Genomic DNA, 21,967 nt, shown 5'->3' on the forward strand with positions numbered 1-21,967 from the left:
TGATTTGAGCTGACGCCGGCGCGATCGACAGACTGAAAGGACAGGGCGATGAAGGCACGGGTAAAATGGGTCGAGGAGCGCACCTTCGTCGGCGAATCCGGCAGCGGCCACAAGGTCGTATTGGGAACCGCGTCCAGCCCGGACGGCAAGACCCCGGGGCCGAGCCCGATGGAACTGGTGCTGATCGGCACCGGCGGCTGTTCGGCCTATGATGTCGTCCACATCCTTGAAAAGGGACGCGAGGCGATCGAGGACTGTGTCGTAGAACTCGACGCCGACCGGGCCGAGACCGACCCGAAGGTGTTCACCCGCATCCACATGCATTTCATCGTCAAGGGCCGCGCGCTGTCGCGCGACAAGGTCAAGCGGGCGATCGATCTGTCGATCGACAAATATTGCTCGGCTTCCGCCATGATGGCCAAGACGGCCACGCTTACGCATGACTTCGAGATCGTCGATACGACGGCGCAGTAGGGCCGCAGGGATACCGTTCAACTAGCCATCAGCGCCTTGATGCCGTCGGCGACGAACTGCACCGCCAGCGCCGCCAGAATAACGCCGAGCAGGCGGGTCAGGATCGAGCGGCCGGTCTGGCCGAGGATGCGGTCGATGCGCTCCGACAGAACGAACACCAGATAGGTGATGGCGAGGCAGACGAAGATGATGCCGACCAGCGCCGCCTGTGCCGCAAAGCCCTGAAACGAGCCGGAGAGCAGCACAGTCGCCGAAATCGCACCGGGACCGGCGATCAGCGGGATCGCCAGCGGGAAGGCGGCGATGTTGTGGATCATGTCCTTGGTGATGGCGACGTCGCCGATCTTCTCCTTGCGGTCCTGGCGGCGCTCGAACACCATTTCGAAGGCGATGAAGAACAGCAGAAAACCGCCTGCTACGCGGAAGGCCGGCAGCGTGATGCCGAACACCGACAGGATCGAGGCACCTGCGATCGCGAACAGCGCCATCACCAGGAAGCCGATGATCGAGGCGCGTACGGAGACCTGCTGGCGCTCGTCGCGATTCATGCCGCGTGTCACGGCGAGGAACAGCGGTGCCAGCCCGGGCGGATCGATGGTCACGAGAATGGTGACGAAGGCATTGAACAGGCTGTCGAAACTCGGCATCGCTGACCCCTCCCGCCGGGCCGAGCCCGCACTCCGATATTGGTAGAGCAAAGCCCGGTCGATGGGAACTGTCGGAGGGGCCGGAGACTTCGATGCGGTAGGGCGCGTCGCGGCGAAACGGATTCAGGCGACGCGCTTTGTCCGGTGGGCTAAATGTTCATAGGTGATTTGCCAGGGGTGGCTCTCGGAAGGTCTTTCCTCGCCGATCCAATGGAAGCTGTTGGCAGTGATCTCGGTGAAACGCCATCGAGTTTGCAGACCGCGCGAGTCATCGCCGATCTGGACAATGTCCTTACCCTCGGCCCGCCCGATCTGGCGCGAGTAATCTTGGTTGAGCGGATCATTCCAGATGATGTGCCAGCCACCGATCCCAGGATCGAAGATGCGCAAAGTCGTGCCATACATGGTGGACCGCGCAGGGCGCCTGGGCCTGATCCAGATGTCCTGAATCGCGCGGCCTTCGAGTACCCAGCCGAAATGGCATTCTCCGGTCCATTTCTGGATCGTGCCGTCGTCAAAGTGGTGGACCGTGTCCATTTCCCAGCTTCCGATCAACCATCCATAGAGGTCCATGTCTTTCGCTCGGTCGGCTGGGGGAGCCTCGGATACGAGAGCAGTGAGAAACGAAGAAATGGCCATTGTCACGAGGCCGTTTCGCATCCGGCACATTGGGCGTCGCGGATGCCGATCGAGACATGATCGAACATGTTTTTCTCCATTCTTACAATGATGTGCTGCTTCAGCTTGTAGTTACTCGCCGCGCCAGGAATTCGACCTCGAGGTGCCAGTCCGCGCCATCGTGCGAGCGCTCGCCGAGCCAGCGGAAGGAATTCTCGGTGATCCGCGAAAAGCTCCAGCGCACCGATGACCCGGTGCCGTCGGCGCCCACTTGTACGATGGTGTCGCCCTCGGCGCGGCCAAGCTGGCGGCTGTAATACTGGTTGCGCGGGTCGCTCCAGAAAATGTGCCAGGCATCGGCGCTTGGGTCATAGACCCGCAATGTCGTGCCGTAAAAAGTCCATTTGCCGAGCGAAGGCGAGGGGCCGGCGTCGCGCGCGGGCAGGATCCAGACATCCTGGATCGCCCGGCCTTCCAGCACCCAGCCGAAATGCACCTCGCCGCGGCCGGTCAGCACCGTGCCGTCCTCGAGATGGCGTGAGGCGTCAAATGTCCAGGCACCGACGAAGCGGCCGTAGAGGGCCAGTTTTTCAGCGAGCCCTTCGATCGGTCCGGGACTGTGCAAGGCTTCGGCAAATGAGGATTGGTCGACCATGGCTGCGGCCTCTTCTTGTCAGGAGACCGCGAGGAATAGGCGCTGGCAGGGTTCTGGGCTTGGGAAAAGTTGCTATATTTCGGTCATGACGGCGACCGCGAATACCCTTGCATCCGGACCTGACTGGCATGTGGCGGATGTCATCTGCACGGCCAGCGCCGGCGATCGGCCGTTCGAGGAAGCACATCGGGATTTTTGCGTCGCGGCAGTCACCGGCGGCTCGTTCCGCTACCGCGCGCAGCAAGGCACGGCAATGCTCGCGCCAGGCAGTCTCCTGCTCGGCAATTCCGGCACCTGCTACGAATGCGGGCACGAGCATGGCAGCGGTGACCGTTGCCTCTCCTTCCATTTCGGGCCGGCCTATATGGACCGGATCGTGGCTGATGTGCCGGGCGCCAGGACGCTCACCTTCGCGGCGCCACGCCTGCCGCCGTTACCGGCCCTGGCGCCGTTGCTGGCCGAGGCGGAAGCCACACGCGACCTGGCCGACGCGGACGCCTTCGAGGAACTCGCCTTGCGCATCGCGGGTGCCGCCGTGGCTACAATCTCCGGCGCCACGCATGCCGGGTGCGGCCCAAGCCGCCGCGATCAGAAAAGGGTTGCCGAGGCGGTGCGGCGGATCGAACTGGGTGCCGACGGACCGATCTCGCTTCCGGCGTTGGCGGATGAGACCGCGACCAGCCCCTATCATTTCCTGCGCACCTTCCGGCAGGTCGCCGGCATGACGCCCTATCAGTACCTGCTCAGGACCCGGTTGCATCGCGCGGCAGTGCGATTGCACACGTCGAAAGATGCCATCTCGGCAATTGCTTTCGAGACCGGCTTCAACGATCTGTCGACCTTCAACCGCCGGTTTCGGCGGGTCATGGGCGAGACCCCGGGCCGCTATCGCGCCATGCGCGCGGGCAGCGGCTGAAAAGTTGCGTCACCACCCGTGGCATCAGTCCATGGTCGGCCCGCACCAGCCGGGCAGATAGTCGGCGTCCTTGCCCTTGGCCAGCACGAGCGCATCCTTCATCGCCTTGTCGAAATTTTTCGCCACCGCGCCTTTGTCGATGCGCCGGCGCAGGAAATCCGCCCACAGGAATTCGCTGAACGGCGTGGTGTCCTTGGCGTAGCCACCCAGTCGGCGCAGTTCGCCAGCCATGCTCCGGTAAGGGTCGTCGACCAGTTCGCCGATGGTCTTCGGCAGGGCGGCATAAGCCCGGCGCTGGCCGTTTTCATCGAATGGATGCATCCAGCCGCGGTTGTCGAGCATGAAAAGGAACGCGTCCTTGTCCAGTGCCGACAGGTCGCTGATCACCGTCACGAGCACATCCTTGACGCCTTCCTCGATCAGGGCGCGGGCGAGATGATGGTGATCGGTGACGTAGTTGCGGTTTTTCGGGCCCAACACGACCGGGATCATGTGCTTGCCCAGAAAGGCGCCTGTGTTCGGGGCGCTCTGCGAGCGGATCAGCTGGCGCTTGAGATCCACCTCGCGCATCCCGACCGTAATTTGCGTTGGCCGCAGTTCCTTGACGGGGACCGGGGTCACCAGCGGCTCTCTCAGGACGATCATGGTGTACTCTCCTGGTTTTCCGGCGGCCCGGAATGCAGAGCCCTGACGGCGGCATCGACGCTTTGGAAGATCCGCTGCGGGCCGACGAGATCGATGATGCCGAATCGCGCAAGGGCTGCCTGGGCACGCACCGATTCCATCCGAGCAATGGCGAATATTGCGCCCGCATTGCGGCAATGGGTGATGGTTTCGATCAATGCCTGGGCGGCGGTGTAGTCGATCTCGACAATGTTACTGGCCTCCAGCACGACGAGTTTCACATCGCCCTTGCGGGCGTCGACCAGATCACAAAAGCCGCGTTTGAAACCGTCGGCATTGACGAAGGACAATGGCGCCTGGAACGCCGCGACCAGCACGCCGGGGAGTTGTTCGCCAGCGCTCGGCTTGACCGGCGGCCACCAGACCGAAGTTCCCGGCACCTGTTCCAGTTCGATCGGCAGCGTCTGGGTCGCGCTCCAGATTCCGTGCAGCAGCGACAGGCCGATGCCGACCGCCACGCCGGTCTCGATAGGCAGCACGACGATGGCCGCCATGGTGATCAGGATCAATGCGAATTCGACCGGCGCTTGCCGGTAGACACTGGCGAAAACCTTCCAGCGCAGAATGTGCTGGGCGACGAACATCAGGACCCCGGCGAGGGCGGCCTGCGGAACATCGGCGAGCAGGCCGCCGCCAAAGGCGCCCAGCGCCACAACGAGCGCCGCGGCAATGAGGCTCGAGAGTTGCGAGCGGCCGCCCGACTGGGAGACGATTGCCGTGCGTGGTGGGCTGGCGTTGACGGCGAAGGCGCCGAACAGGCTCGACGCGATGCTGCCGGCGCCGACACCAACGAAATCGCGATTGACGTCGGGCGCGTCGCCCTGCGGAGCGAAGGAACGGGACGTGGCGGCCGTCTGCACCATGACGACGATGGCGATCAGCAATGCCAGCGGAACGAGCGCCTGCACGTCGTCGAGACCGGCCAGTGGCAACCCTGCCCGCGGCAAGCCATTCGGCAAGGCACCAAGCACCTCGACGCCATGATCCTTGAGGCCGAAAATGGCGACCGCTGTCGTGGCAAGCACCATGCCGATCAGCGCGCCGGGGATGCGGGCGCTGATAAGCTCGGAAAACAACACGATTGCGAATACCCCAAGGCCGAGCGTCAGGCTCCAGGGGTTGGTGAGATGGAGGCTGCTGGCGATTTCGCCGATGCGCTGCACGGTTTCGCCGCTTTCCGCCGGCAGGCCGAGCAGTCCAGGCAATTGTGAAACGATGATATGGACGGCGATGCCTGCCAGAAAGCCAGTCGTGACCGGCACCGAGAGCAGGTCGGCAATCCAGCCGAGGCGAAAGACGCCGCTCAGCATCACGATCAGCCCGACCATCAGCGCCAGCGTGGCGGCCAGCGCCAGATAATGCGGTGAGCCTGATGATGCGAGCAGCGCCAGGCTGCCGGCAAACAAAGGCGTGATGGTCGAATCCGCGCCGGTCGAAAGGTGGCGATTGGCGCCGAACAGCGCAAACGCCACCGAACCGGCGACAAAGGCGAAAAATCCGACCTCGGGCGCAAAGCCGCCGAGCCTGGCTGTCGCCATCTGCTCGGGAATGGCGATCGCGGCCAGTGTGACGCCCGCGATCAGATCGCCATTGAAATCCCGGGGCGTCCAACCGTGCAGCGCCCGCAAAGGTAGCCATGAGCTCCAATTCATGGTGATCGCGGCTTTTGCTTGGGGAGTTGGTCCATTACAGGCTTTTGCCTTGGTGGCGGCGAAAAGCGTAACGGCCATATCGTCGCAATTAGCGGTATCCTTTTGAAATTACCACTAAAAATGACACTGGAAAAGTGCCGTGAACATTGGAGTTTCGGCCGTGCTTCCTATATAAGCGGTCAGTGATTCCTGATTAGATTGTGATCCGATTTGACCGACCAAAAGACACCGCGCGGCGCCGACGGCGGCCCCACCGGCATCGAACCCATCTCCATCATCGAGGAGATGCAGAGTTCCTATCTCTCTTACGCCATGAGCGTGATCGTCAGCCGTGCGTTGCCAGATGTGCGCGATGGCCTGAAGCCCGTGCACCGCCGCATTCTCTACGCGGCGCATGAGAGCGGCTACCACTGGAGCCGCAAATACGTGAAGTCGGCGCGTCCTGTCGCCGACGTGATGGGTAAATACCATCCGCATGGCGATGCCTCGATCTATGACGCCTTGGTGCGCATGGCGCAGGACTGGTCGCTGCGTGTGCCCTTGATCGACGGGCAAGGCAATTTCGGCTCGATCGACGGCGATCCGCCGGCGGCGATGCGCTATACCGAATCGCGCCTGACCAAGGTCGCGCATGAGCTTCTGGAGGATATCGACAAGGACACCGTCGATTTCCAGGACACTTATGATGCATCGGACACCGAGCCAAAGGTTCTGCCGGCGCGCTTTCCCAATCTGCTGGTCAACGGCTCGGGCGGCATTGCCGTCGGCATGGCGACCAACATCCCGCCGCACAATCTCGGTGAGGTCTGCAACGCCGCCATTGCCGTCATCGACAATCCGGCGATCGACCTGCCGGCGCTGATGGAGATCATTCCGGGCCCTGATTTCCCGACCGGCGGCATCGTGCTTGGCCGCTCCGGCATCTACAGCGCCTATTCCACAGGCCGCGGCTCAATCGTCATGCGCGGCAAGGTCAACATCGAACAGCGCGGCAATGACCGTGAATCGATCATCATCACCGAGGTTCCCTATCAGGTGAACAAGGCCTCGATGATCGAGAAGATGGCCGAACTGGTGCGCGACAAGCGCATCGAGGGCATTTCCGACATTCGTGACGAAAGCGACCGTCAGGGTTATCGCGTCGTCATCGAACTCAAACGTGACGCCGTTGCCGACGTCGTCCTCAACCAGCTCTACCGGTTCACGCCGCTGCAGACGTCTTTCGGCGCCAATATGGTGGCTCTGAACGGCGGCAAGCCGGAACTGCTGAACCTGACCGACATGCTGACGGCATTCGTCACCTTCCGCGAGGAGGTGATCAGCCGGCGGACTAAGTTCCTGCTCCGCAAGGCGCGCGACCGCGCCCATGTGCTGGTTGGTCTAGCCATCGCCGTCGCCAACATCGACGAAGTGATCAAGCTTATCCGCACCGCGCCGGATCCGCAGTCGGCGCGCGAGCAGTTGATGGAGCGGCGCTGGCCTGCGGGTGACGTTGAATCGCTGATCCTGCTGATCGACGATCCACGCCATCGCATCAACGAGGACGGCACCTACAATCTGTCCGAGGAACAGGCGCGCGCCATCCTCGAACTGCGCCTGCAGCGCCTGACAGCGCTGGGCCGCGACGAAATCGCCGATGAGTTGAACACGATCGGCGACGAGATCAAGGACTACCTCGACATCCTGTCGTCTCGCGCGCGTATTCAGCAGATCGTCAAGGACGAACTCGCCGCCGTGCGCGACGAGTTCGGCACGCCACGCCGCACCGAGCTCACCGACGGTGGCGCGGACATGGAAGACGAGGACCTGATCCAGCGCGAGGACATGGTCGTGACGGTGAGCCATTCCGGCTACATCAAGCGCGTGCCGCTTTCGCTCTACCGGGCGCAGCGCCGCGGCGGCAAGGGTCGCTCCGGCATGTCGACCAAGGAAGAGGATTTCGTCACCCGGCTGTTCGTCGCCAACACGCACACGCCGGTGCTGTTCTTCTCCTCGCGCGGCATCGTCTACAAGGAAAAGGTCTGGCGCCTGCCGATCGGCAACCCGCAGTCACGCGGCAAGGCACTGATCAATATGCTGCCGCTGGAGCAGGGCGAGCGCATCACCACGATCATGCCGCTGCCCGAGGACGAGACGAGCTGGGGCGAACTCGATGTGATGTTCGCCACCACGCGGGGCACCGTGCGCCGCAACAAGCTTTCCGACTTCGTCCAGGTCAACCGCAACGGCAAGATCGCCATGAAGCTGGAGGAGGAGGGCGACGAGATCCTCGGCGTCGAGACCTGCACCGACAATGACGACGTGCTTTTGACCGCCAGCTCGGGACAGTGCATCCGCTTCTCGGTCGGTGACGTGCGCGTCTTCCAGAGCCGAAACTCGGTCGGCGTGCGCGGCATCACCATGGCTGACACCGACCGCATCATCTCAATGTCGGTGATCGAGAATGTCGATGCGCCGCCGGCTGAACGCGCCGCCTACCTTAAGCGTGCCGCGGCCGAACGGCGGCTTGCCGCGGGCATCGCCGCCGGTGAAGAGGAAGAGATCGCGCTGACCAATGAAGAGGTCGGCGAGGAGACGGAGCTTTCCGACGAGCGCTACGAGTTCCTCAAGGCGCATGAGCAGTACGTGCTGACGGTCACCGAATACGGTTACGGTAAGCGCTCTTCGTCCTATGATTTCCGCCTGACTGGACGCGGCGGCAAGGGCATCCGCGCCACAGACGTGTCGAAGACGGCCGAAATCGGCCGTCTGGTGGCAACTTTCCCGGTCGGCAATGACGATCAGATCATGCTGGTGTCGGACGGCGGCACCGTCATTCGTGTGCCCGTCAATGGCATCCGTTTCGCTAGCCGCGCCACCAAGGGCGTGACCATCTTCAACACGGCTGAAGGTGAAAAGGTGGTTTCGGTCGAACGGATTTCGGAGCCACAAGCGGACGAGGAAGCGGAAGAGGTCGAGGGTGGCGCGGAGCCCGGTTCGACGCCTGACGGCAGTCCGGATAACAGCGAATAGTCGTTGGTTAGCATAGTAACGCCGGCCTGTGGCCGGCGCGGCAGCAAGTCGACAATAGCTTAGTAATGGCGATACGGCTTGCGCAGGCCGAAGCCTTCGAAGCGTTTGGTGGTTGCCTTGACGCGAATGCGCTGCGCCTCCTGATGCAGCCCGAATACTGTGGCGATCAGCATGGCGACGGTCATTGCGGTGGCGAGCATGTAGATCAGCATGTGCGTGTTCTCCTGCGCCTTACAACGGATATATGGGGCTTTGGTTTCATCTTATTAAGGGTGCAACCTAGTGAACGCTGCGTGAAGGCTTCGTGATCAGCGTATTCATCTGTCGTTCATGTGCCGGAAAAGGTTCACGGGCCGCCTGCCGATCGGATTTGCCTTTGTGAGAGAGGCTCGCTAGAAGCTCCGGCATGACCGAACGCATCGCCCTTTACGCCGGCTCCTTCGACCCGCTGACCAACGGCCATCTCGATGTGCTGAAAGCGTCACTGGCGGTTGCCGACACTGTCTATGCGGCGATTGGCATTCATCCGGGCAAGAAGCCGCTGTTCTCCTTCGACGAGCGGGTGCGGTTGATTGAAGCCGCCACGAAAGCCGAATTCGGCCGCGATGGCGCCCGCATCAAAGTGGTCGCTTTCGATGGGCTGGTGATCGATGCCGCCAGAAGGGAAGGCGCCTCGATCATGATCCGCGGTCTGCGCGATGGCACCGACCTCGACTACGAAATGCAGATGGCGGGCATGAACGAAACCATGGCGCCGGAGTTGCAGACGGTTTTCCTGCCCGCCAGCCCGTCGGTGCGAACCATTACCGCCACACTTGTGCGCCAGATAGCCTCGATGGGCGGCGACATCCGCCCCTTCGTGCCGGCGGCCGTGGCCGGTGCGCTCACCGCAAAATTCGCGAAATAAGCTCGGAGAAAATCCTCATGCAGCTCAAAAGGCTCGCCTCATTCCTTGTTGTGCTCGCCGGTCTCTTGACCGCGTCCGTTTCCGCCTATGCTGCAGACCCGGAAAACACCATGATCATCACGCTGAAGGGGGGCGACGTCACCATAGCGTTGCGCCCCGATCTGGCACCCAAGCATGTCGCGCAGATCAAGAAGCTGGTGCGCGATCATGCCTATGACAATGTGGCTTTCCATCGCGTCATCGACGGCTTCATGGCGCAGACCGGCGACGTCAAGTTCGGCAACATGGAAAAGGGATTTAACGCCCAGGCCGTCGGCACCGGCGGCTCGGACCTGCCCGACCTGCCGGCCGAATTCTCTCAGACCGAGCACTACAAGCGTGGCGTGGTCGGCATGGCCCGCTCGCAGGATCCGAACTCCGCCAATTCGCAGTTCTTCATCATGTTCGCACCGGCACCGCCGCTCGATGGCCAATATACCATCGTCGGCAATGTCGTCAGCGGCATGGAGCTGGTGGACAAGATCAAGAAGGGCGACGAGGCGGACAATGGCACGGTTGCCGATCCCGACCGGATGATCAAAGTGCGCATTGCCGCCGACAAATAGTTCCATTTTACAAAAGGATATCTGACATGGCTGAGATCAAGGACCGCGAGAACGCGCTCATCATGGAAACGACCAAGGGCGAGGTCGTCATCGAACTGTTTCCCGATTTGGCCCCCGGCCATGTCGCCCGCATCAAGGAACTGGCGCGCGAAGGCGCCTATGATGGCGTCGTCTTCCACCGCGTCATCGAAGGCTTCATGGCGCAGACCGGCGACGTCAAGTTCGGCAACTCGAGCAAGCCCTCGTTCGCGCCTTCCCGCGCGGGCATGGGCGGCTCGGAAAAGCCTGACCTGAAGGCAGAGTTCTCCAACGCGAACCACGGTCGCGGCACCTGCTCGATGGCCCGTTCGCAGAACCCGAACTCGGCCAATTCGCAGTTCTTCATCTGTTTCGACGATGCCGCGTTCCTCAACCGCCAGTACACGGTCTGGGGCCAGGTCATCGAAGGCATGGAGAATGTCGACAAGATCAAGCGCGGCGAGCCGGTGCAGGATCCCGACAAGATCGTGTCGCTGAAGGTCGCGGCAGACGTCAAGTAAGGCGAAACGACAATGATGGGCGTCGTCTGGTCGCTTCTCGGCATCCTGTCCGGCGCCTTCATTGCGATTCAGGCGCCGATCAATTCGCAGCTGGCGCGCGGCCTGGGTCTCCCGGTCGCGGCGGCCGCGTTTTCGTTCCTGTCGGGCGCGGTCGTGCTCGGCATCATCTCGGTAACGGTGGTGAAGCTGCAAGGCATTTCGCTCGACTGGAAGGCGCCGGCGCCGTGGCTGTTCGTCGCCGGGGGCATGCTCGGCGGCTTCTATGTTACGCTCTCCACCATCCTGACGCCACGCATCGGCGTCGCCGCGCTGATGGCGTTCCTGGTGGCCGGTCAGTTGCTGGCCGGCATGCTCATCGACCGCGTCGGCTTCCTCGGTGTCGCGGTGCGTGAAATATCAGTCGGCCGCGTGGCCGGCGCCGTGCTTCTGCTGGCCGGAGCGCTGCTCGTTCGGCTGTTTTGATTCCCGATGCGCGTCGACCTCTTTGATTTCGACCTGCCGGAAGAGCGCATCGCGCTTCGCCCGGCAGAGCCGCGCGACAGCGCCAAAATGCTCGTCGTCGAGCCAGGCAAGCGGCTGGAGGCCCGGACGGTTGGCGATCTGCCGTCGTTGCTCCGCGCCGGCGACGTGCTGGTCTTCAACGACACCAAGGTCATTCCAGCGCAACTGAAAGGCATCAGGCGGCGCGGTGAAGCGGCCGCGCAGGTCGAGGCCACGCTGCACATGCGCATGGCTCCAGACCGCTGGCTGGCGTTCATGCGGCCGGGAAAGCGCATCGCCGCCGGCGACCGTATCCATTTCGGTCATGACGGCAATTCCTGTTTCCTTGGCCAACTCGATGCCACGGTGATCGAAAAGGGCGAGGGCGGCGAAGCGCTGCTCGGCTTTGATCTATCCGGACCCTTCCTCGACGAGGCGCTGCACGCGGTCGGCCACATTCCGTTGCCGCCCTACATCGCCTCGAAGCGCGATGACGACGAGCGCGACCGCGCCGATTACCAGACCATCTATGCCCGGGAAGAAGGTGCGGTGGCGGCGCCGACCGCAGGCCTGCATTTCACGCCGGAGCTTTTCGCGGCGCTGGACGCCAAGGGGATCGAGCGCCGCTTCGTCACGCTGCATGTCGGCGCAGGTACGTTCCTGCCGGTGAAGGCGGACGACACCGCCGACCACAAGATGCATGCCGAGATCGGCTCGGTCGGTGCGGCGACCGTCGATGCGCTCAACGCAGCAAAAGTGAGGGGTGGGCGCATCATTGCCGTCGGTACGACCTCGCTGCGTCTGCTGGAGAGCGCGGCGCGTGAAGACGGTACGGTGGCGCCATGGTCCGGCCCGACCGACATCTTCATCACGCCCGGCTACCGCTTTCGCACCGCCGACATGCTGATGACCAATTTCCATCTGCCGCGCTCGACACTGTTCATGCTGGTTTCGGCCTTCAGCGGTCTCGACACGATGCGTGCCGCCTATGCGCATGCCATCGCGAACCGCTACAGGTTCTACTCTTATGGCGACGCAAGCCTGCTTTACCGAGCGGAGATGAGCGATGGACGATGATCTGCAAACCTTCGATCGCGAAAACCTGATCGCGGAAGTGAAAAAGCTGCGCGCCGGTATTCGCGCGCACCGCGATACATCAGGCCATGATCTGTGCTGGCATCACCCCGATCTGTGGGATCTGCTGCCTGAAAAGACCGAGCCGGCGATCGCCGTGCCACCCTGGCCCAAATTCATGCGCGGCTGCATCCATTACCGCCAGTCGCTCGACAGGCAGGCGCCGGATGCGCCGGTCCACGACAAGGAATTCAATGGCTGAGACGTTCACCTTCAAGGTGCTGGCGACCGATGGCAAGGCGCGGCGCGGCCTGATCGACATGCCGCGCGGCGAAATCCGCACGCCGGCTTTCATGCCGGTCGGCACCGGTGGCACCGTCAAGGCCATGTACATGGACCAAGTGCGCGGCGTCGGTGCCGACATCATCCTGGGCAACACCTATCACCTGATGCTTCGCCCCGGCGCCGAGCGTGTCGCGCGGCTTGGCGGCTTGCACGAATTCGCCCGCTGGCCGCACCCGATCCTGACCGACAGCGGCGGTTTTCAGGTGATGTCGCTGTCGAAGCTGAGGAAGCTGACAGAGAAAGGCGTCACCTTCCGCTCCCACATCGACGGTGCGCCCTACGAGATGTCGCCGGAGCGCTCGATCGAGATTCAGGGACTGCTCGATTCCGACATCCAGATGCAGCTCGACGAATGCACGGCGCTGCCGGCCGAGTTGAAAGAGATCGAGCGCGCCATGGAACTGTCGCTGCGCTGGGCGGAGCGCTGCAAGACAGCGTTCGGCGACCAGCCTGGCAAGGCGATGTTCGGCATCGTGCAAGGTGGCGACAACGCCGCGCTCAGGATGCGCTCGGCGCACGCGCTGAGCGCGATGAACCTGAAGGGTTATGCCGTCGGCGGCCTGGCTGTCGGCGAGCCGCAAGCGGTGATGCTCGACATGCTCGACATCACGTGCCCGGAACTGCCTGACAACAAGCCGCGCTATCTGATGGGCGTGGGCACGCCGGACGATATCCTGAAATCGGTGGCGCGCGGCATCGACATGTTCGACTGCGTGATGCCGACGCGAGCCGGCCGGCATGGTCTTGCCTATACCAGGCGCGGCAAGGTCAATCTGCGCAACGCCCGTCACGCTGACGATCCGCGCCCGCTCGACGAAGAGAGTGATTGCCCCGCTGCGCGCGACTATTCGCGCGCTTATCTGCACCATCTGGTGCGTTCGCAGGAGGCGCTCGGGGCGATGCTGCTGACCTGGAACAATCTTTCCTACTACCAGAAGCTGATGCAGGACATCCGGGCCGCGATCGAGAGCGGCACCTTCGAACTGCGCTCGGGCGAGATATCCGAGGGTTGGGCCAAAGGCGACCTGCCCGTACTTTGAATTGGGATCCGAGGACACTCTTTCTAAACAGAACCAAGAGTAATTGTTCCGAGCTATATTCAGGCAAGGGGCAAGAAACTGTTCGCAACAGCAGACCCATCTGTCGACAATTCTAAATTAGCGCTGCCTAATTCGCATGCTAGTCTGCTGCGTTTGGCAACGCGCAAGCATCGTGGTTTCGGCCTGGCGATTGCCGCGATCGTGGCAATCGGCCTTGTCTTGCGACTGCTGGGTGGGCGCGGCGATCTCTGGCTGGACGAGATCTGGAGTTTCTTGCTGCTCGAGCAGCTTACCTCGATCGATCAGATATTCTGGCGCGTAAACCACGACAACAATCATTTCCTCAATTCGATCTACCTGTACCTGATCGGTCCTTATACCTCGCCATTGCTTCAGCGCGGCCTGTCGATTGCCCTCGGCGTCGGCACAATCATTGCCGCAGCCGTGGCTGCGCAAGGCCGATGGGCTGGTGTCACCACAAGCATGCTGTTTGCGGTGAGCTATCCGATGGTCCATTACGGCTCCGAGGCGAGAGGCTATGCGGGGCTGGTGCTGTTCACGCTCCTCTCCGTCGTGTTCCTGGAACGCCGGTTCGACACAGGCCGTTCAGGCATCGCGTTCGCGGCCATCGTCCTCCTCGGGTTTTTGTCCCACCTCACGATGGTAGAGACGGTGGTGGTTCTGGTGGCCTGGAGCGCCTGGCTCATCTGGCGGCGCACCGGCAGTCTCGGTCGCGTCAACGTCGAACTGGGGCAGATTTTCACGCCGGCCTTCCTGGCTTTGTTGCCGCTAGCCGCCTGCGTAATGATCGGCAGCCAGATGTTTGGCTTCAAGGTTGGTGGCGTTTCGCCGTTCACGCTCCAGGCCTTCGTCCAAGGGTACGGCGGAATGATCCGCTGTCTGTTCGGCTTGCCGCCTTGGATCAGCAACTTGGCCTGTATTGCCTTGGCCTGCGGCCTTGTCTGCGTATTTGCCGGTACTCGGCGCGATCGGCGGGCCAGTCTCTATGTCATCGGGATTATCGGACTGCCTATTCTGATGGCGGCAGCACAGCTGCCGACCCTCGATTTCCCGCGCTACTTTCTGGTCAGTGCAACATTGCTGTTGCTTTGCGCGGGCGAGTTGCTTGCGCTCGGGTTCGCCGCCGCTGGCATATATCGGCTTGTTGCCGTCGGGGGGCTGGTGGCAATCCTAGCCGGCACGATGACGTTTCTGTTGCCATTCTACGAAAAGGAACGCGGATCCTATGCCGTCATCGTTGAGGAGATGACACGCAATGGCGCAACGAGCTACGCCAGCAATCAAGATTTTCGGATCGCCGTGATTGTCAACTATTTTGCCAAACGGCTGGGACGCCAGTCATTGCTCGTCGCGGCCGACAAGATATGTGACGAGCGTCCGTCCTGGCTGATCCTCGAGGGCGCCGTGGACCAGCAGCCGGAGCATGTCGCGGCCCCGTCCGGCTGCCTGTTGACCTATGATCGCGTCGATGCCTCGACGAGTTGGGGACTGTCGGGGCAGGGCTGGACGCTCTATCAGCGCCAGGATTGAAGTGAGCGAACTGGTTCAGGTGCTCAGCGAATTCGAGGCGCGCAGGCTGCAGCCGGTGATCTGAAATGTGCCGTCGGGCTGCTGCTGAAGCGTGTAGACCGCCTCATAGTCCTTGCCGTCGGGGCCAATGATCAGCACCTGCTGGACGATCGAACCCGGGCCCGTCTGCTCGACCTTGCCGAAAGAGTAGGACCGTGGCTTGCGCACAGGCGGGTAGCCGTTGGTCACCATGTTCATGAAAGCATCGACGGTCGGGAATACCTGCTTCACGTTCGGAGCGGCGAAGCTGTAGGCCTTGGCGCCGTCATCGGCGATGAGGGCCTTCAATTGACCGTCGATGACGGCTTGGCCAGCCTTGATCTCGGCATCGCCGGCAAACGCCTGGGAAGCCAGCATGAGCGAAACGAACGCGAATGCGAAAAAGCCGCGGCGCATGGCCTGTCTCCACCGTCCCTCGAAAAGCCGCCTCCAGAAAAGCTGTTGCGGAGGCATCCTAACATACGGGTGACGGCGCTTCACGGTTTCAGCGGCCGCCAATATTCGTCCCGGCTAGGCGGATTCCTCGAGCGCGGCATGCCGGTTGCGAAGATGCGCGAGGCCGTGGCCAAGGCCCGCGCCGGCTAAGTGCGCATTCCAGCGCTTGAAAGCCCGCCTCCAGTCTGCCAGAAGGGCCGCTTGAACGTGGACGTTTAGCGGGACGAAGCCATGAAGGCGTTTTTCGTGCAGATCAAATGCGAGCTGGGCAAATCCTACGAGGTTGCCAGCGCGCTTGCCGACGCCGAGATCGCTTCGGAAATCTACTCCACCGCCGGCAATTACGATCTGCTCGCCAAATTCTATGTCGATGATGAGGAAGACGTCGGCCATTTCGTCAACGAGAAGGTGCAGATTCTTCCCGGCATCAAGGACACCTTCACCGTCGTCACCTTCCGCGCCTTCTAGTCGCGAAGCGGATTTGCCCGGGCACGAGGCAAAGCCTGATCAAGCGCATATTTCGGCTGCCTCAATTTTAGGCAGCCGCGACATACTCATCGTCAGGTTCTCCCAAATCGCCGATTGCGCTTGATTTTCTCCGGCGACGCCAGTGAAATGGCGTCACAGGGGAGTATGCGATTGGCAGCGTTCGATGAAATGCTTCCGGAGGTCTCCGGACTTAGAAGACCGTATTCGGCTTACGATCGCTGGCTGAAGGAGCAAGATCCAGCCAGACTTACCGAAAAGATGCAGGACGCCGAACGCGTTTTTCGCAAGACCGGCATCACTTTTGCCGTCTACGGCGAGCAGGAAGCATCCGAGCGATTGATCCCGTTCGACATCGTTCCCCGCATCATTTCAGGCAATGAGTGGCGCCGCCTGACGCAAGGCATCGAGCAGCGCGTACAGGCGCTGAACGCCTTCCTCGACGACATCTACCATCGTCAGGAAATCCTTCGCGCCGGCCGGGTCCCAAGGGACTTGATTGCCAAAAACGAGGCTTTCCTGCCAGAAATGATCGGTGTGCGGCCGCCGGCCGGCGTCTACACCCACATTATCGGCGTCGACATCGTGCGCATCAGCGAGGACGAGTTCTACGTGCTGGAAGACAATGCACGCACGCCGTCCGGTGTCTCCTACATGTTGGAGAACCGCGAAACGATGATGCAACTGTTCCCCGAGCTGTTCCAGAAGATCAAGGTGCGGCCGGTGGAGAACTACCCGCAGCTGCTGCGCCAGTCGCTGGCGGCGGTGCGGCCGCAAGGCACCAAGGGCGCCCCGACCATCGCGGTGCTGACGCCCGGCAGTTTCAATTCTGCCTATTTCGAACACGCCTTCCTTGCCGACCAGATGGGGGTGCAGCTTGTGGAGGGACAGGATCTGCGCGTCGTCGACGGCCATGTCGCGATGCGTACGACCGAAGGCTACAAGCAGATCGACGTTCTCTACCGCCGCGTGGATGATTCTTTCCTGGACCCGCTGACCTTCAGGCCGGATTCAGCTCTTGGCATACCCGGCATCATGGATGTCTACCGCGCCGGGAACATCACCATCGCCAATGCGCCGGGAACCGGCATTGCCGACGACAAGGCGATCTATTCCTACATGCCGGAGATCGTCGAATTCTACACCGGCCGCAAGGCGATCCTCGGCAACATCCCGACCTGGCGCTGTTCGGAACCGGACAGCCTGAAATATGTGCTCGAACACATTGATGAGCTCGTCATCAAGGAAGTGCACGGTTCCGGCGGCTACGGCATGCTGGTCGGCCCGGCTGCAACCAAGAAGGAATGCCAGGATTTTGCCAAGAAGCTGCAGGCCAAGCCGTCTAATTACATCGCCCAACCGACGCTAGCGCTCTCGACCTGTCCGATCCTGACTGACAAGGGCCTGGCGCCGCGCCACGTCGACTTGCGGCCTTATGTGCTGGTTTCCGATCGCATCCAGATCGTGCCTGGTGGGCTGACGCGCGTTGCGCTGAAGGAAGGCTCGCTGGTGGTGAATTCCTCGCAAGGCGGCGGCACCAAGGACACCTGGGTGCTGGATGATTGAGATGGGTGAGTAGGGGATAGTCAGTCGTGAATAGTGGAAGCAGAGGGGACAGGGAAATGCCATATTCCGTTGAGATTCAGTCGCTTGCCATTCCCTACTCGCTATTCCCTGCTCACTAGCCCGAAGGGCCATTCCATGCTTCTCGGCCGCACCGCCAACGGGCTCTACTGGATGAACCGCTATATCGAGCGGGCCGAAAACATGGCGCGGTTGGTCGATGCCGGCCTGCGCATGGCGCTGACCCGCACTCAAAGCGCCTCGGAGGAGTGGAACTCCGTGCTGCTCAGCGCCGGCTCCGACGCTGCCTTCACGCAGAAGTATTCGGACTATTCGGCGGCGAATGTCGCTGATTTCCTGCTGCGCGACACGTCGAACCCTTCAAGCACGATGTCGTCGATCGAGACCGCCCGCAACAATGCGCGCATGGTGCGCACCGCGCTGACGCGCGAGACCTGGGAGAGCATCAACGAAGCCTGGATGGCGCTGAAACGGATGCTGGCGAGGCCGATCGACGAGCGCGACCTGCCCAATGTGCTCGATGCGATCAAGCGCGAGACAGCGCTGATCCGTGGCTCGTTCTACGGCACCATGCTGCGCAACGAGATTTTCGACTTCTCGCAGCTCGGCACCTATGTCGAGCGCGCCGACAACACCGCGCGCATTCTCGACGTGAAATACTACGTGCTGTTGCCGTCGATTTCATGGGTCGGATCGAGCCTGGACAACTACCAGTGGGAATCGATCCTGCGTTCGGTGTCGGCGCATCGCTCCTATCGCTGGGTCTACGATGCCGACTACAAGCCCACCAACATCGCCGACTACCTGATCCTCAATGTGCGCATGCCGAGGTCGCTGACCTTCTGCTATCGCTTCCTGGCCGAGCATCTGAAGTTCCTCGGCGACGACTATGGCGAGCGTCATGCCTGCCACGCGACCGCGGAGAAGACCCAGACGATGCTGCGCGCGGGATCGATCAAGGACATATTCGACGCGGGCCTGCACGAGTTCCTGGCCGGGTTCATTCGCGACAACACCAGGCTCGGCGACGAGATCGCGCAGGACTACAGGTTTTATTGAGGAAGCCATGCGGCTGAAAATCACTCACCGGACCGAATATCGCTATGACGCGCCGGTGCAATATCTACTTCAGCGGCTGCGGCTGCTTCCCATGAGCGGGCCGACACAGACAGTGCTGTCCTGGGCGCTGAAGGTCGAAGGCGCGCGCGAGGAAGTGCGATTTACCGACCATTACGGCAACGACAACAGGCTGTTGAGCGTCGAGGGTGACAACGACGTGATCACGGTCGAGGCTTCGGGCGAGGTGGTGACGCGCGATACGTCAGGCGTTTGCGGGCCACACCAAGGTTTCGCGCCACTCTGGTTGTTCGCGCAGGAGACTGCCTTGACCACCATAGGCGGCGGCATCCGTGATCTTGCCGAGGCGGTCGGCAAGGGGACCGATCTTGAAAGGCTGCATCGGCTGATGGCCGCAATCGGCGAGCGCGTCGCCTACACGCCCGGCGCCACCAATGCGACGACCGCGGCCGAGGAAGCCTTGGCGCTGAAGACCGGCGTTTGCCAGGACCATAGCCACATCTTTGCCGCCGCCGCGCGCGCCATGGGATTTCCGGCCCGCTATGTCAGTGGCTATCTGATGATGGATGCGGCGGTGGAGCAGGCGGCGAGCCACGCCTGGGCCGAAGCCCATGTCGCGGGCCTCGGCTGGGTTGCCTTCGATCCGGCCAACGGTATTTCTCCCGATGAACGCTATGTGAAGGTGGCTACCGGCCGCGACTACCGTGACGCTTCGCCGGTGTCGGGAATTCGGATGGGACAGGCGGAAGAACTGCTTGCGGTCACCGTCACGGTAGAGCAGTAATCCCCCCAGGATTGCTGCCTCAAGAGATTCTATGACCTATTGCGTCGGCCTCAAGATCGATCGCGGGCTCGTGTTCATGTCGGACACGCGCACCAATGCCGGCATGGATTCGATCTCGACCTTCAAGAAGATGCATGTGTGGGAGCAGCCGGGCGAGCGCGTCATCGTCTTGATGTCGGCCGGCAATCTGGCGACGACACAGGCCGTGGTCAGCCTACTCGACGAGCGCACCAAGGCGGTGACCGACCGCCATGAGAAGCTGCTCGAAACGCCATCCATGTACCAGACGGTGCGGCTGGTCGGCGACACGGTGAAAGAGGTGATCGCGCAATCGTCGCCCGCCGGCGAGAAGGCCGATTCCTATTTCAATGCCTCCTTCATCCTCGGTGGGCAGATCAAGGGCAGCCCGCCACGCCTGTTCATGATCTATCCCGAAGGCAATTTCATCGAGTCGACCGACGACACGCCGTTCTTCCAGATCGGCGAGACCAAATACGGCAAGCCGATCATCATCCGCGCCTATGAAAAGACGATGAGCCTCGCCGAGACGGTTAAACTCTTGCTGGTGTCGTTCGATTCGACGTTGAAATCGAACCTGTCGGTCGGCTTGCCGCTCGACCTGCTTTTCCTGGAACGTGACGCCTTTCAGGTCGGCCTGAAAAAGCGGATCGGCCAGGATGATCAGTATTACCGCACGATCTCCGATGGATGGTCGAATGCCCTGAAGACGGCGTTCGCCAGCCTGCCGGATTTCCCCGGCTAGTTTTGCCTATCTCGCCATTCGACGGCGGTTGCAAATATTTCACATGTTAATTAATATGATCTTGAAGATCGGGCGGCTGCCGCCGGCCACGAAAGATCATGTCGGGAGGAACAAGATGAACAATGACGATTTCCGGCAATGGTCGCAACGCGCCGCCGACTGGGGTGCCGACTATCGCAACCATTTGCGTGAGCGGCCGGTGCGGCCATTGGTCGAGCCGGGCGACATTTTCAGGAGCATCGAGGTGTCGCCGCCCGAAGACGCCGAACCGATGGACAGAATCTTCGCCGATTTCGAAGCCAAGATCGTGCCGGGGATGACACATTGGCAGCACCCGCGCTTCTTCGCCTATTTCCCGGCCAACGCGGCGCCGGTTTCGGTGGTGGCGGAATACCTGGTGTCGGCGATGGCCGCGCAATGCATGCTTTGGCAAACGTCGCCGGCGGCGACGGAGCTTGAAACCCGCACCGTCGACTGGATGCGCCAGGCGCTTGGCCTGCCGGAGGGCTTTTCCGGCGTGATCCAGGATTCGGCCTCGTCTGCGACACTCAATGCCGTGCTGACCATGCGCGAGCGGGCGTTGGACTGGCAAGGCAACAAAAAGGGCTTGGCCGGGCAGGGGCGGTTGCGCATCTATTCTTCCGACCAGGTGCACACGTCGATCGACCGGGCGATCTGGGTCTCGGGCATCGGCGAGGACAATCTCGTGCGCGTTCCGGTCGCCGGCCGTTTTCGCGCCATGGACACGGCAGCCCTGGAAGCAGCCATCATTGCCGACCGGAAAGCCGGCATGCTGCCTGCCGGTATTATCGCCTGTGTCGGCGGCACCAGCACCGGCGGCACGGACGATATTGCAGCGGTTGCGGAGGTTGCCAGGCGGCACGGGCTCTACCTGCATGTCGATGCCGCCTGGGCCGGGTCGGCGATGATCTGCCCGGAATACCGGCATTTCTGGTCTGGCGTCGAAGGCGCCGATTCGATCGTCTTCAATCCGCACAAATGGCTGGGCGCGCAGTTCGATTGTTCGATCCAGTTCCTGCGCGACCCCTCGAGCCATGTCAGGACGCTGGCCATCAAGCCCGACTATCTCAAGACGCACGGCCATGACGGCATCATCAACTACTCGGAATGGTCGGTGCCGCTCGGCCGGCGCTTCCGCGCGCTGAAACTGTGGTTCCTGCTGCGCGCCCATGGACTGGAAAACCTGCGAACCATGATCCGCAACCATGTCGCCTGGAGCGAAGGCCTCGCCACGCGTCTGGCAAGGGAGGTGGATTTCGAGATCGTCAGCGAGCCGATGCTGTCGCTGTTTTCGTTCCGGCACAAGGCGGCTTCGGACACCGATGCCGACGAGCACAATCTGCGGCTGGTCAATGCGATCAACGACGATGGCCGCATCTACCTGACGCAAACGAAAGTCGATGGAAGGGTGGCGATCCGCTTCCAGGTGGGCCAGTTCGATGCGACGGCGGAAGACGTCGACGCGGCTTTCACCGCCATTACCGAAATTGCACGCGCCGTGGCCTGAAAAAGGCTGGATCAAGGTCGCGCCGAGGTTCCCTCGTACAATCATCGGATTTCGTTAGCCGGCTTGTGCCTT

The 21,967-nt window shown here is 62.0% G+C and carries 24 protein-coding genes; 17 read left to right on the forward strand and 7 right to left on the reverse strand.

Features of this window, described 5'->3' with window-relative positions; translation table 11 throughout:
• Positions 1-48 precede the first annotated feature (48 nt).
• Complete coding sequence (locus EN851_RS04365; RefSeq protein WP_135864468.1) at positions 49-474, forward strand: OsmC family protein; 426 nt, start codon at positions 49-51, stop codon at positions 472-474.
• 17 nt (positions 475-491) lie between these two features.
• Here the strand turns inward: EN851_RS04365 and EN851_RS04370 are convergent, their stop codons facing one another.
• The 3 genes from EN851_RS04370 to EN851_RS04380 all read right to left on the reverse strand — a co-directional run bounded on the left by EN851_RS04370 (position 492) and on the right by EN851_RS04380 (position 2,394).
• Complete coding sequence (locus EN851_RS04370; RefSeq protein ID WP_127280359.1) at positions 492-1,121, reverse strand: MarC family protein; 630 nt, start codon at positions 1,119-1,121, stop codon at positions 492-494.
• Between the two features lie 123 nt (positions 1,122-1,244).
• Complete coding sequence (locus EN851_RS04375) at positions 1,245-1,694, reverse strand: hypothetical protein (RefSeq protein WP_135864470.1); 450 nt, start codon at positions 1,692-1,694, stop codon at positions 1,245-1,247.
• 166 nt (positions 1,695-1,860) lie between these two features.
• Positions 1,861-2,394, reverse strand: a complete 534-nt coding sequence (locus tag EN851_RS04380) for a hypothetical protein (protein ID WP_135928648.1) — start codon at positions 2,392-2,394, stop codon at positions 1,861-1,863.
• A gap of 85 nt (positions 2,395-2,479) precedes the next feature.
• On the opposite strand from EN851_RS04380, the gene EN851_RS04385 reads away from it, so the two are divergent.
• The gene (locus EN851_RS04385; RefSeq protein ID WP_135928649.1) at positions 2,480-3,310 is read left to right on the forward strand and encodes an AraC family transcriptional regulator; all 831 of its coding nucleotides are present in this window, start codon (positions 2,480-2,482) and stop codon (positions 3,308-3,310) included.
• Between the two features lie 24 nt (positions 3,311-3,334).
• On the opposite strand, the gene EN851_RS04390 is transcribed toward EN851_RS04385, so the two are convergent.
• Positions 3,335-3,955, reverse strand: coding sequence for a ParB-like protein (locus EN851_RS04390; protein ID WP_135928650.1), 621 nt, complete (start codon positions 3,953-3,955; stop codon positions 3,335-3,337).
• On the reverse strand, positions 3,952-5,646 hold the full coding sequence (locus EN851_RS04395) for a SulP family inorganic anion transporter (protein ID WP_245520685.1): 1,695 nt from the start codon (positions 5,644-5,646) through the stop codon (positions 3,952-3,954). The genes EN851_RS04390 and EN851_RS04395 overlap by 4 nt, the downstream gene beginning before the upstream one ends.
• Before the next feature lie 210 nt (positions 5,647-5,856).
• Here EN851_RS04395 and gyrA point away from each other — a divergent pair, with 210 nt between their 5' ends.
• Positions 5,857-8,658, forward strand: a complete 2,802-nt coding sequence (gyrA, locus tag EN851_RS04400; protein ID WP_135928652.1) for a DNA gyrase subunit A — start codon at positions 5,857-5,859, stop codon at positions 8,656-8,658.
• A gap of 59 nt (positions 8,659-8,717) precedes the next feature.
• Here the strand turns inward: gyrA and EN851_RS04405 are convergent, their stop codons facing one another.
• On the reverse strand, positions 8,718-8,870 hold the full coding sequence (locus tag EN851_RS04405; RefSeq protein ID WP_015317717.1) for a hypothetical protein: 153 nt from the start codon (positions 8,868-8,870) through the stop codon (positions 8,718-8,720).
• 194 nt (positions 8,871-9,064) lie between these two features.
• Here EN851_RS04405 and coaD point away from each other — a divergent pair, with 194 nt between their 5' ends.
• The 8 genes from coaD (at position 9,065) to EN851_RS04445 (ending at position 15,199) form a co-directional block, all read left to right on the forward strand.
• Complete coding sequence (gene coaD, locus EN851_RS04410) at positions 9,065-9,565, forward strand: pantetheine-phosphate adenylyltransferase (protein ID WP_127872530.1); 501 nt, start codon at positions 9,065-9,067, stop codon at positions 9,563-9,565.
• 17 nt (positions 9,566-9,582) lie between these two features.
• Positions 9,583-10,170: a peptidylprolyl isomerase gene (locus EN851_RS04415; protein ID WP_127281065.1), complete on the forward strand. Its 588-nt coding sequence runs from the start codon at positions 9,583-9,585 to the stop codon at positions 10,168-10,170.
• A 26-nt stretch (positions 10,171-10,196) separates the two neighbouring features.
• Entirely contained in the window at positions 10,197-10,709 is a 513-nt protein-coding gene (locus tag EN851_RS04420; RefSeq protein ID WP_135864486.1) for a peptidylprolyl isomerase, read from the forward strand.
• A gap of 12 nt (positions 10,710-10,721) precedes the next feature.
• Positions 10,722-11,171 carry a DMT family transporter gene (locus tag EN851_RS04425; protein ID WP_135928653.1) on the forward strand — a complete coding sequence of 150 codons (450 nt, stop codon included), beginning with the start codon at positions 10,722-10,724 and terminating at the stop codon, positions 11,169-11,171.
• Between the two features lie 6 nt (positions 11,172-11,177).
• A complete protein-coding gene (queA, locus tag EN851_RS04430; RefSeq protein ID WP_135928654.1) occupies positions 11,178-12,266 on the forward strand; it encodes a tRNA preQ1(34) S-adenosylmethionine ribosyltransferase-isomerase QueA in 1,089 nt (362 codons plus the stop codon).
• Positions 12,256-12,525 (forward strand): hypothetical protein, encoded by a 270-nt coding sequence (locus EN851_RS04435; protein WP_135918446.1) that lies wholly within the window; start codon positions 12,256-12,258, stop codon positions 12,523-12,525. Before queA ends, EN851_RS04435 begins: the two co-directional genes overlap by 11 nt.
• Complete coding sequence (tgt, locus tag EN851_RS04440) at positions 12,518-13,648, forward strand: tRNA guanosine(34) transglycosylase Tgt (RefSeq protein ID WP_135918447.1); 1,131 nt, start codon at positions 12,518-12,520, stop codon at positions 13,646-13,648. Before EN851_RS04435 ends, tgt begins: the two co-directional genes overlap by 8 nt.
• Before the next feature lie 153 nt (positions 13,649-13,801).
• A complete protein-coding gene (locus EN851_RS04445) occupies positions 13,802-15,199 on the forward strand; it encodes a hypothetical protein (RefSeq protein WP_135928655.1) in 1,398 nt (465 codons plus the stop codon).
• A 15-nt stretch (positions 15,200-15,214) separates the two neighbouring features.
• Here EN851_RS04445 and EN851_RS04450 read toward each other — a convergent pair whose 3' ends face one another.
• Positions 15,215-15,634 carry a DUF4864 domain-containing protein gene (locus EN851_RS04450; RefSeq protein WP_127279995.1) on the reverse strand — a complete coding sequence of 140 codons (420 nt, stop codon included), beginning with the start codon at positions 15,632-15,634 and terminating at the stop codon, positions 15,215-15,217.
• Between the two features lie 270 nt (positions 15,635-15,904).
• Here EN851_RS04450 and EN851_RS04455 point away from each other — a divergent pair, with 270 nt between their 5' ends.
• The 6 genes from EN851_RS04455 (at position 15,905) to EN851_RS04480 (ending at position 21,895) form a co-directional block, all read left to right on the forward strand.
• Positions 15,905-16,141, forward strand: coding sequence for an Lrp/AsnC family transcriptional regulator (locus EN851_RS04455; protein ID WP_010909609.1), 237 nt, complete (start codon positions 15,905-15,907; stop codon positions 16,139-16,141).
• Positions 16,142-16,312: 171 nt separating this feature from the next.
• A complete protein-coding gene (locus EN851_RS04460; RefSeq protein WP_167531426.1) occupies positions 16,313-17,725 on the forward strand; it encodes a circularly permuted type 2 ATP-grasp protein in 1,413 nt (470 codons plus the stop codon).
• A 135-nt stretch (positions 17,726-17,860) separates the two neighbouring features.
• Positions 17,861-18,802 carry an alpha-E domain-containing protein gene (locus tag EN851_RS04465; RefSeq protein ID WP_127280446.1) on the forward strand — a complete coding sequence of 314 codons (942 nt, stop codon included), beginning with the start codon at positions 17,861-17,863 and terminating at the stop codon, positions 18,800-18,802.
• A 7-nt stretch (positions 18,803-18,809) separates the two neighbouring features.
• Positions 18,810-19,604, forward strand: coding sequence for a transglutaminase family protein (locus EN851_RS04470; RefSeq protein WP_127872522.1), 795 nt, complete (start codon positions 18,810-18,812; stop codon positions 19,602-19,604).
• A 31-nt stretch (positions 19,605-19,635) separates the two neighbouring features.
• The gene (locus tag EN851_RS04475; RefSeq protein WP_127280448.1) at positions 19,636-20,367 is read left to right on the forward strand and encodes a peptidase; all 732 of its coding nucleotides are present in this window, start codon (positions 19,636-19,638) and stop codon (positions 20,365-20,367) included.
• Between the two features lie 115 nt (positions 20,368-20,482).
• Positions 20,483-21,895 carry an aspartate aminotransferase family protein gene (locus EN851_RS04480; protein ID WP_135928656.1) on the forward strand — a complete coding sequence of 471 codons (1,413 nt, stop codon included), beginning with the start codon at positions 20,483-20,485 and terminating at the stop codon, positions 21,893-21,895.
• The last annotated feature ends 72 nt before the right edge of the window (positions 21,896-21,967 follow it).

Source organism: Mesorhizobium sp. M8A.F.Ca.ET.208.01.1.1 (assembly GCF_004791315.1).
Taxonomy (GTDB): Bacteria; Pseudomonadota; Alphaproteobacteria; order Rhizobiales; family Rhizobiaceae; genus Mesorhizobium.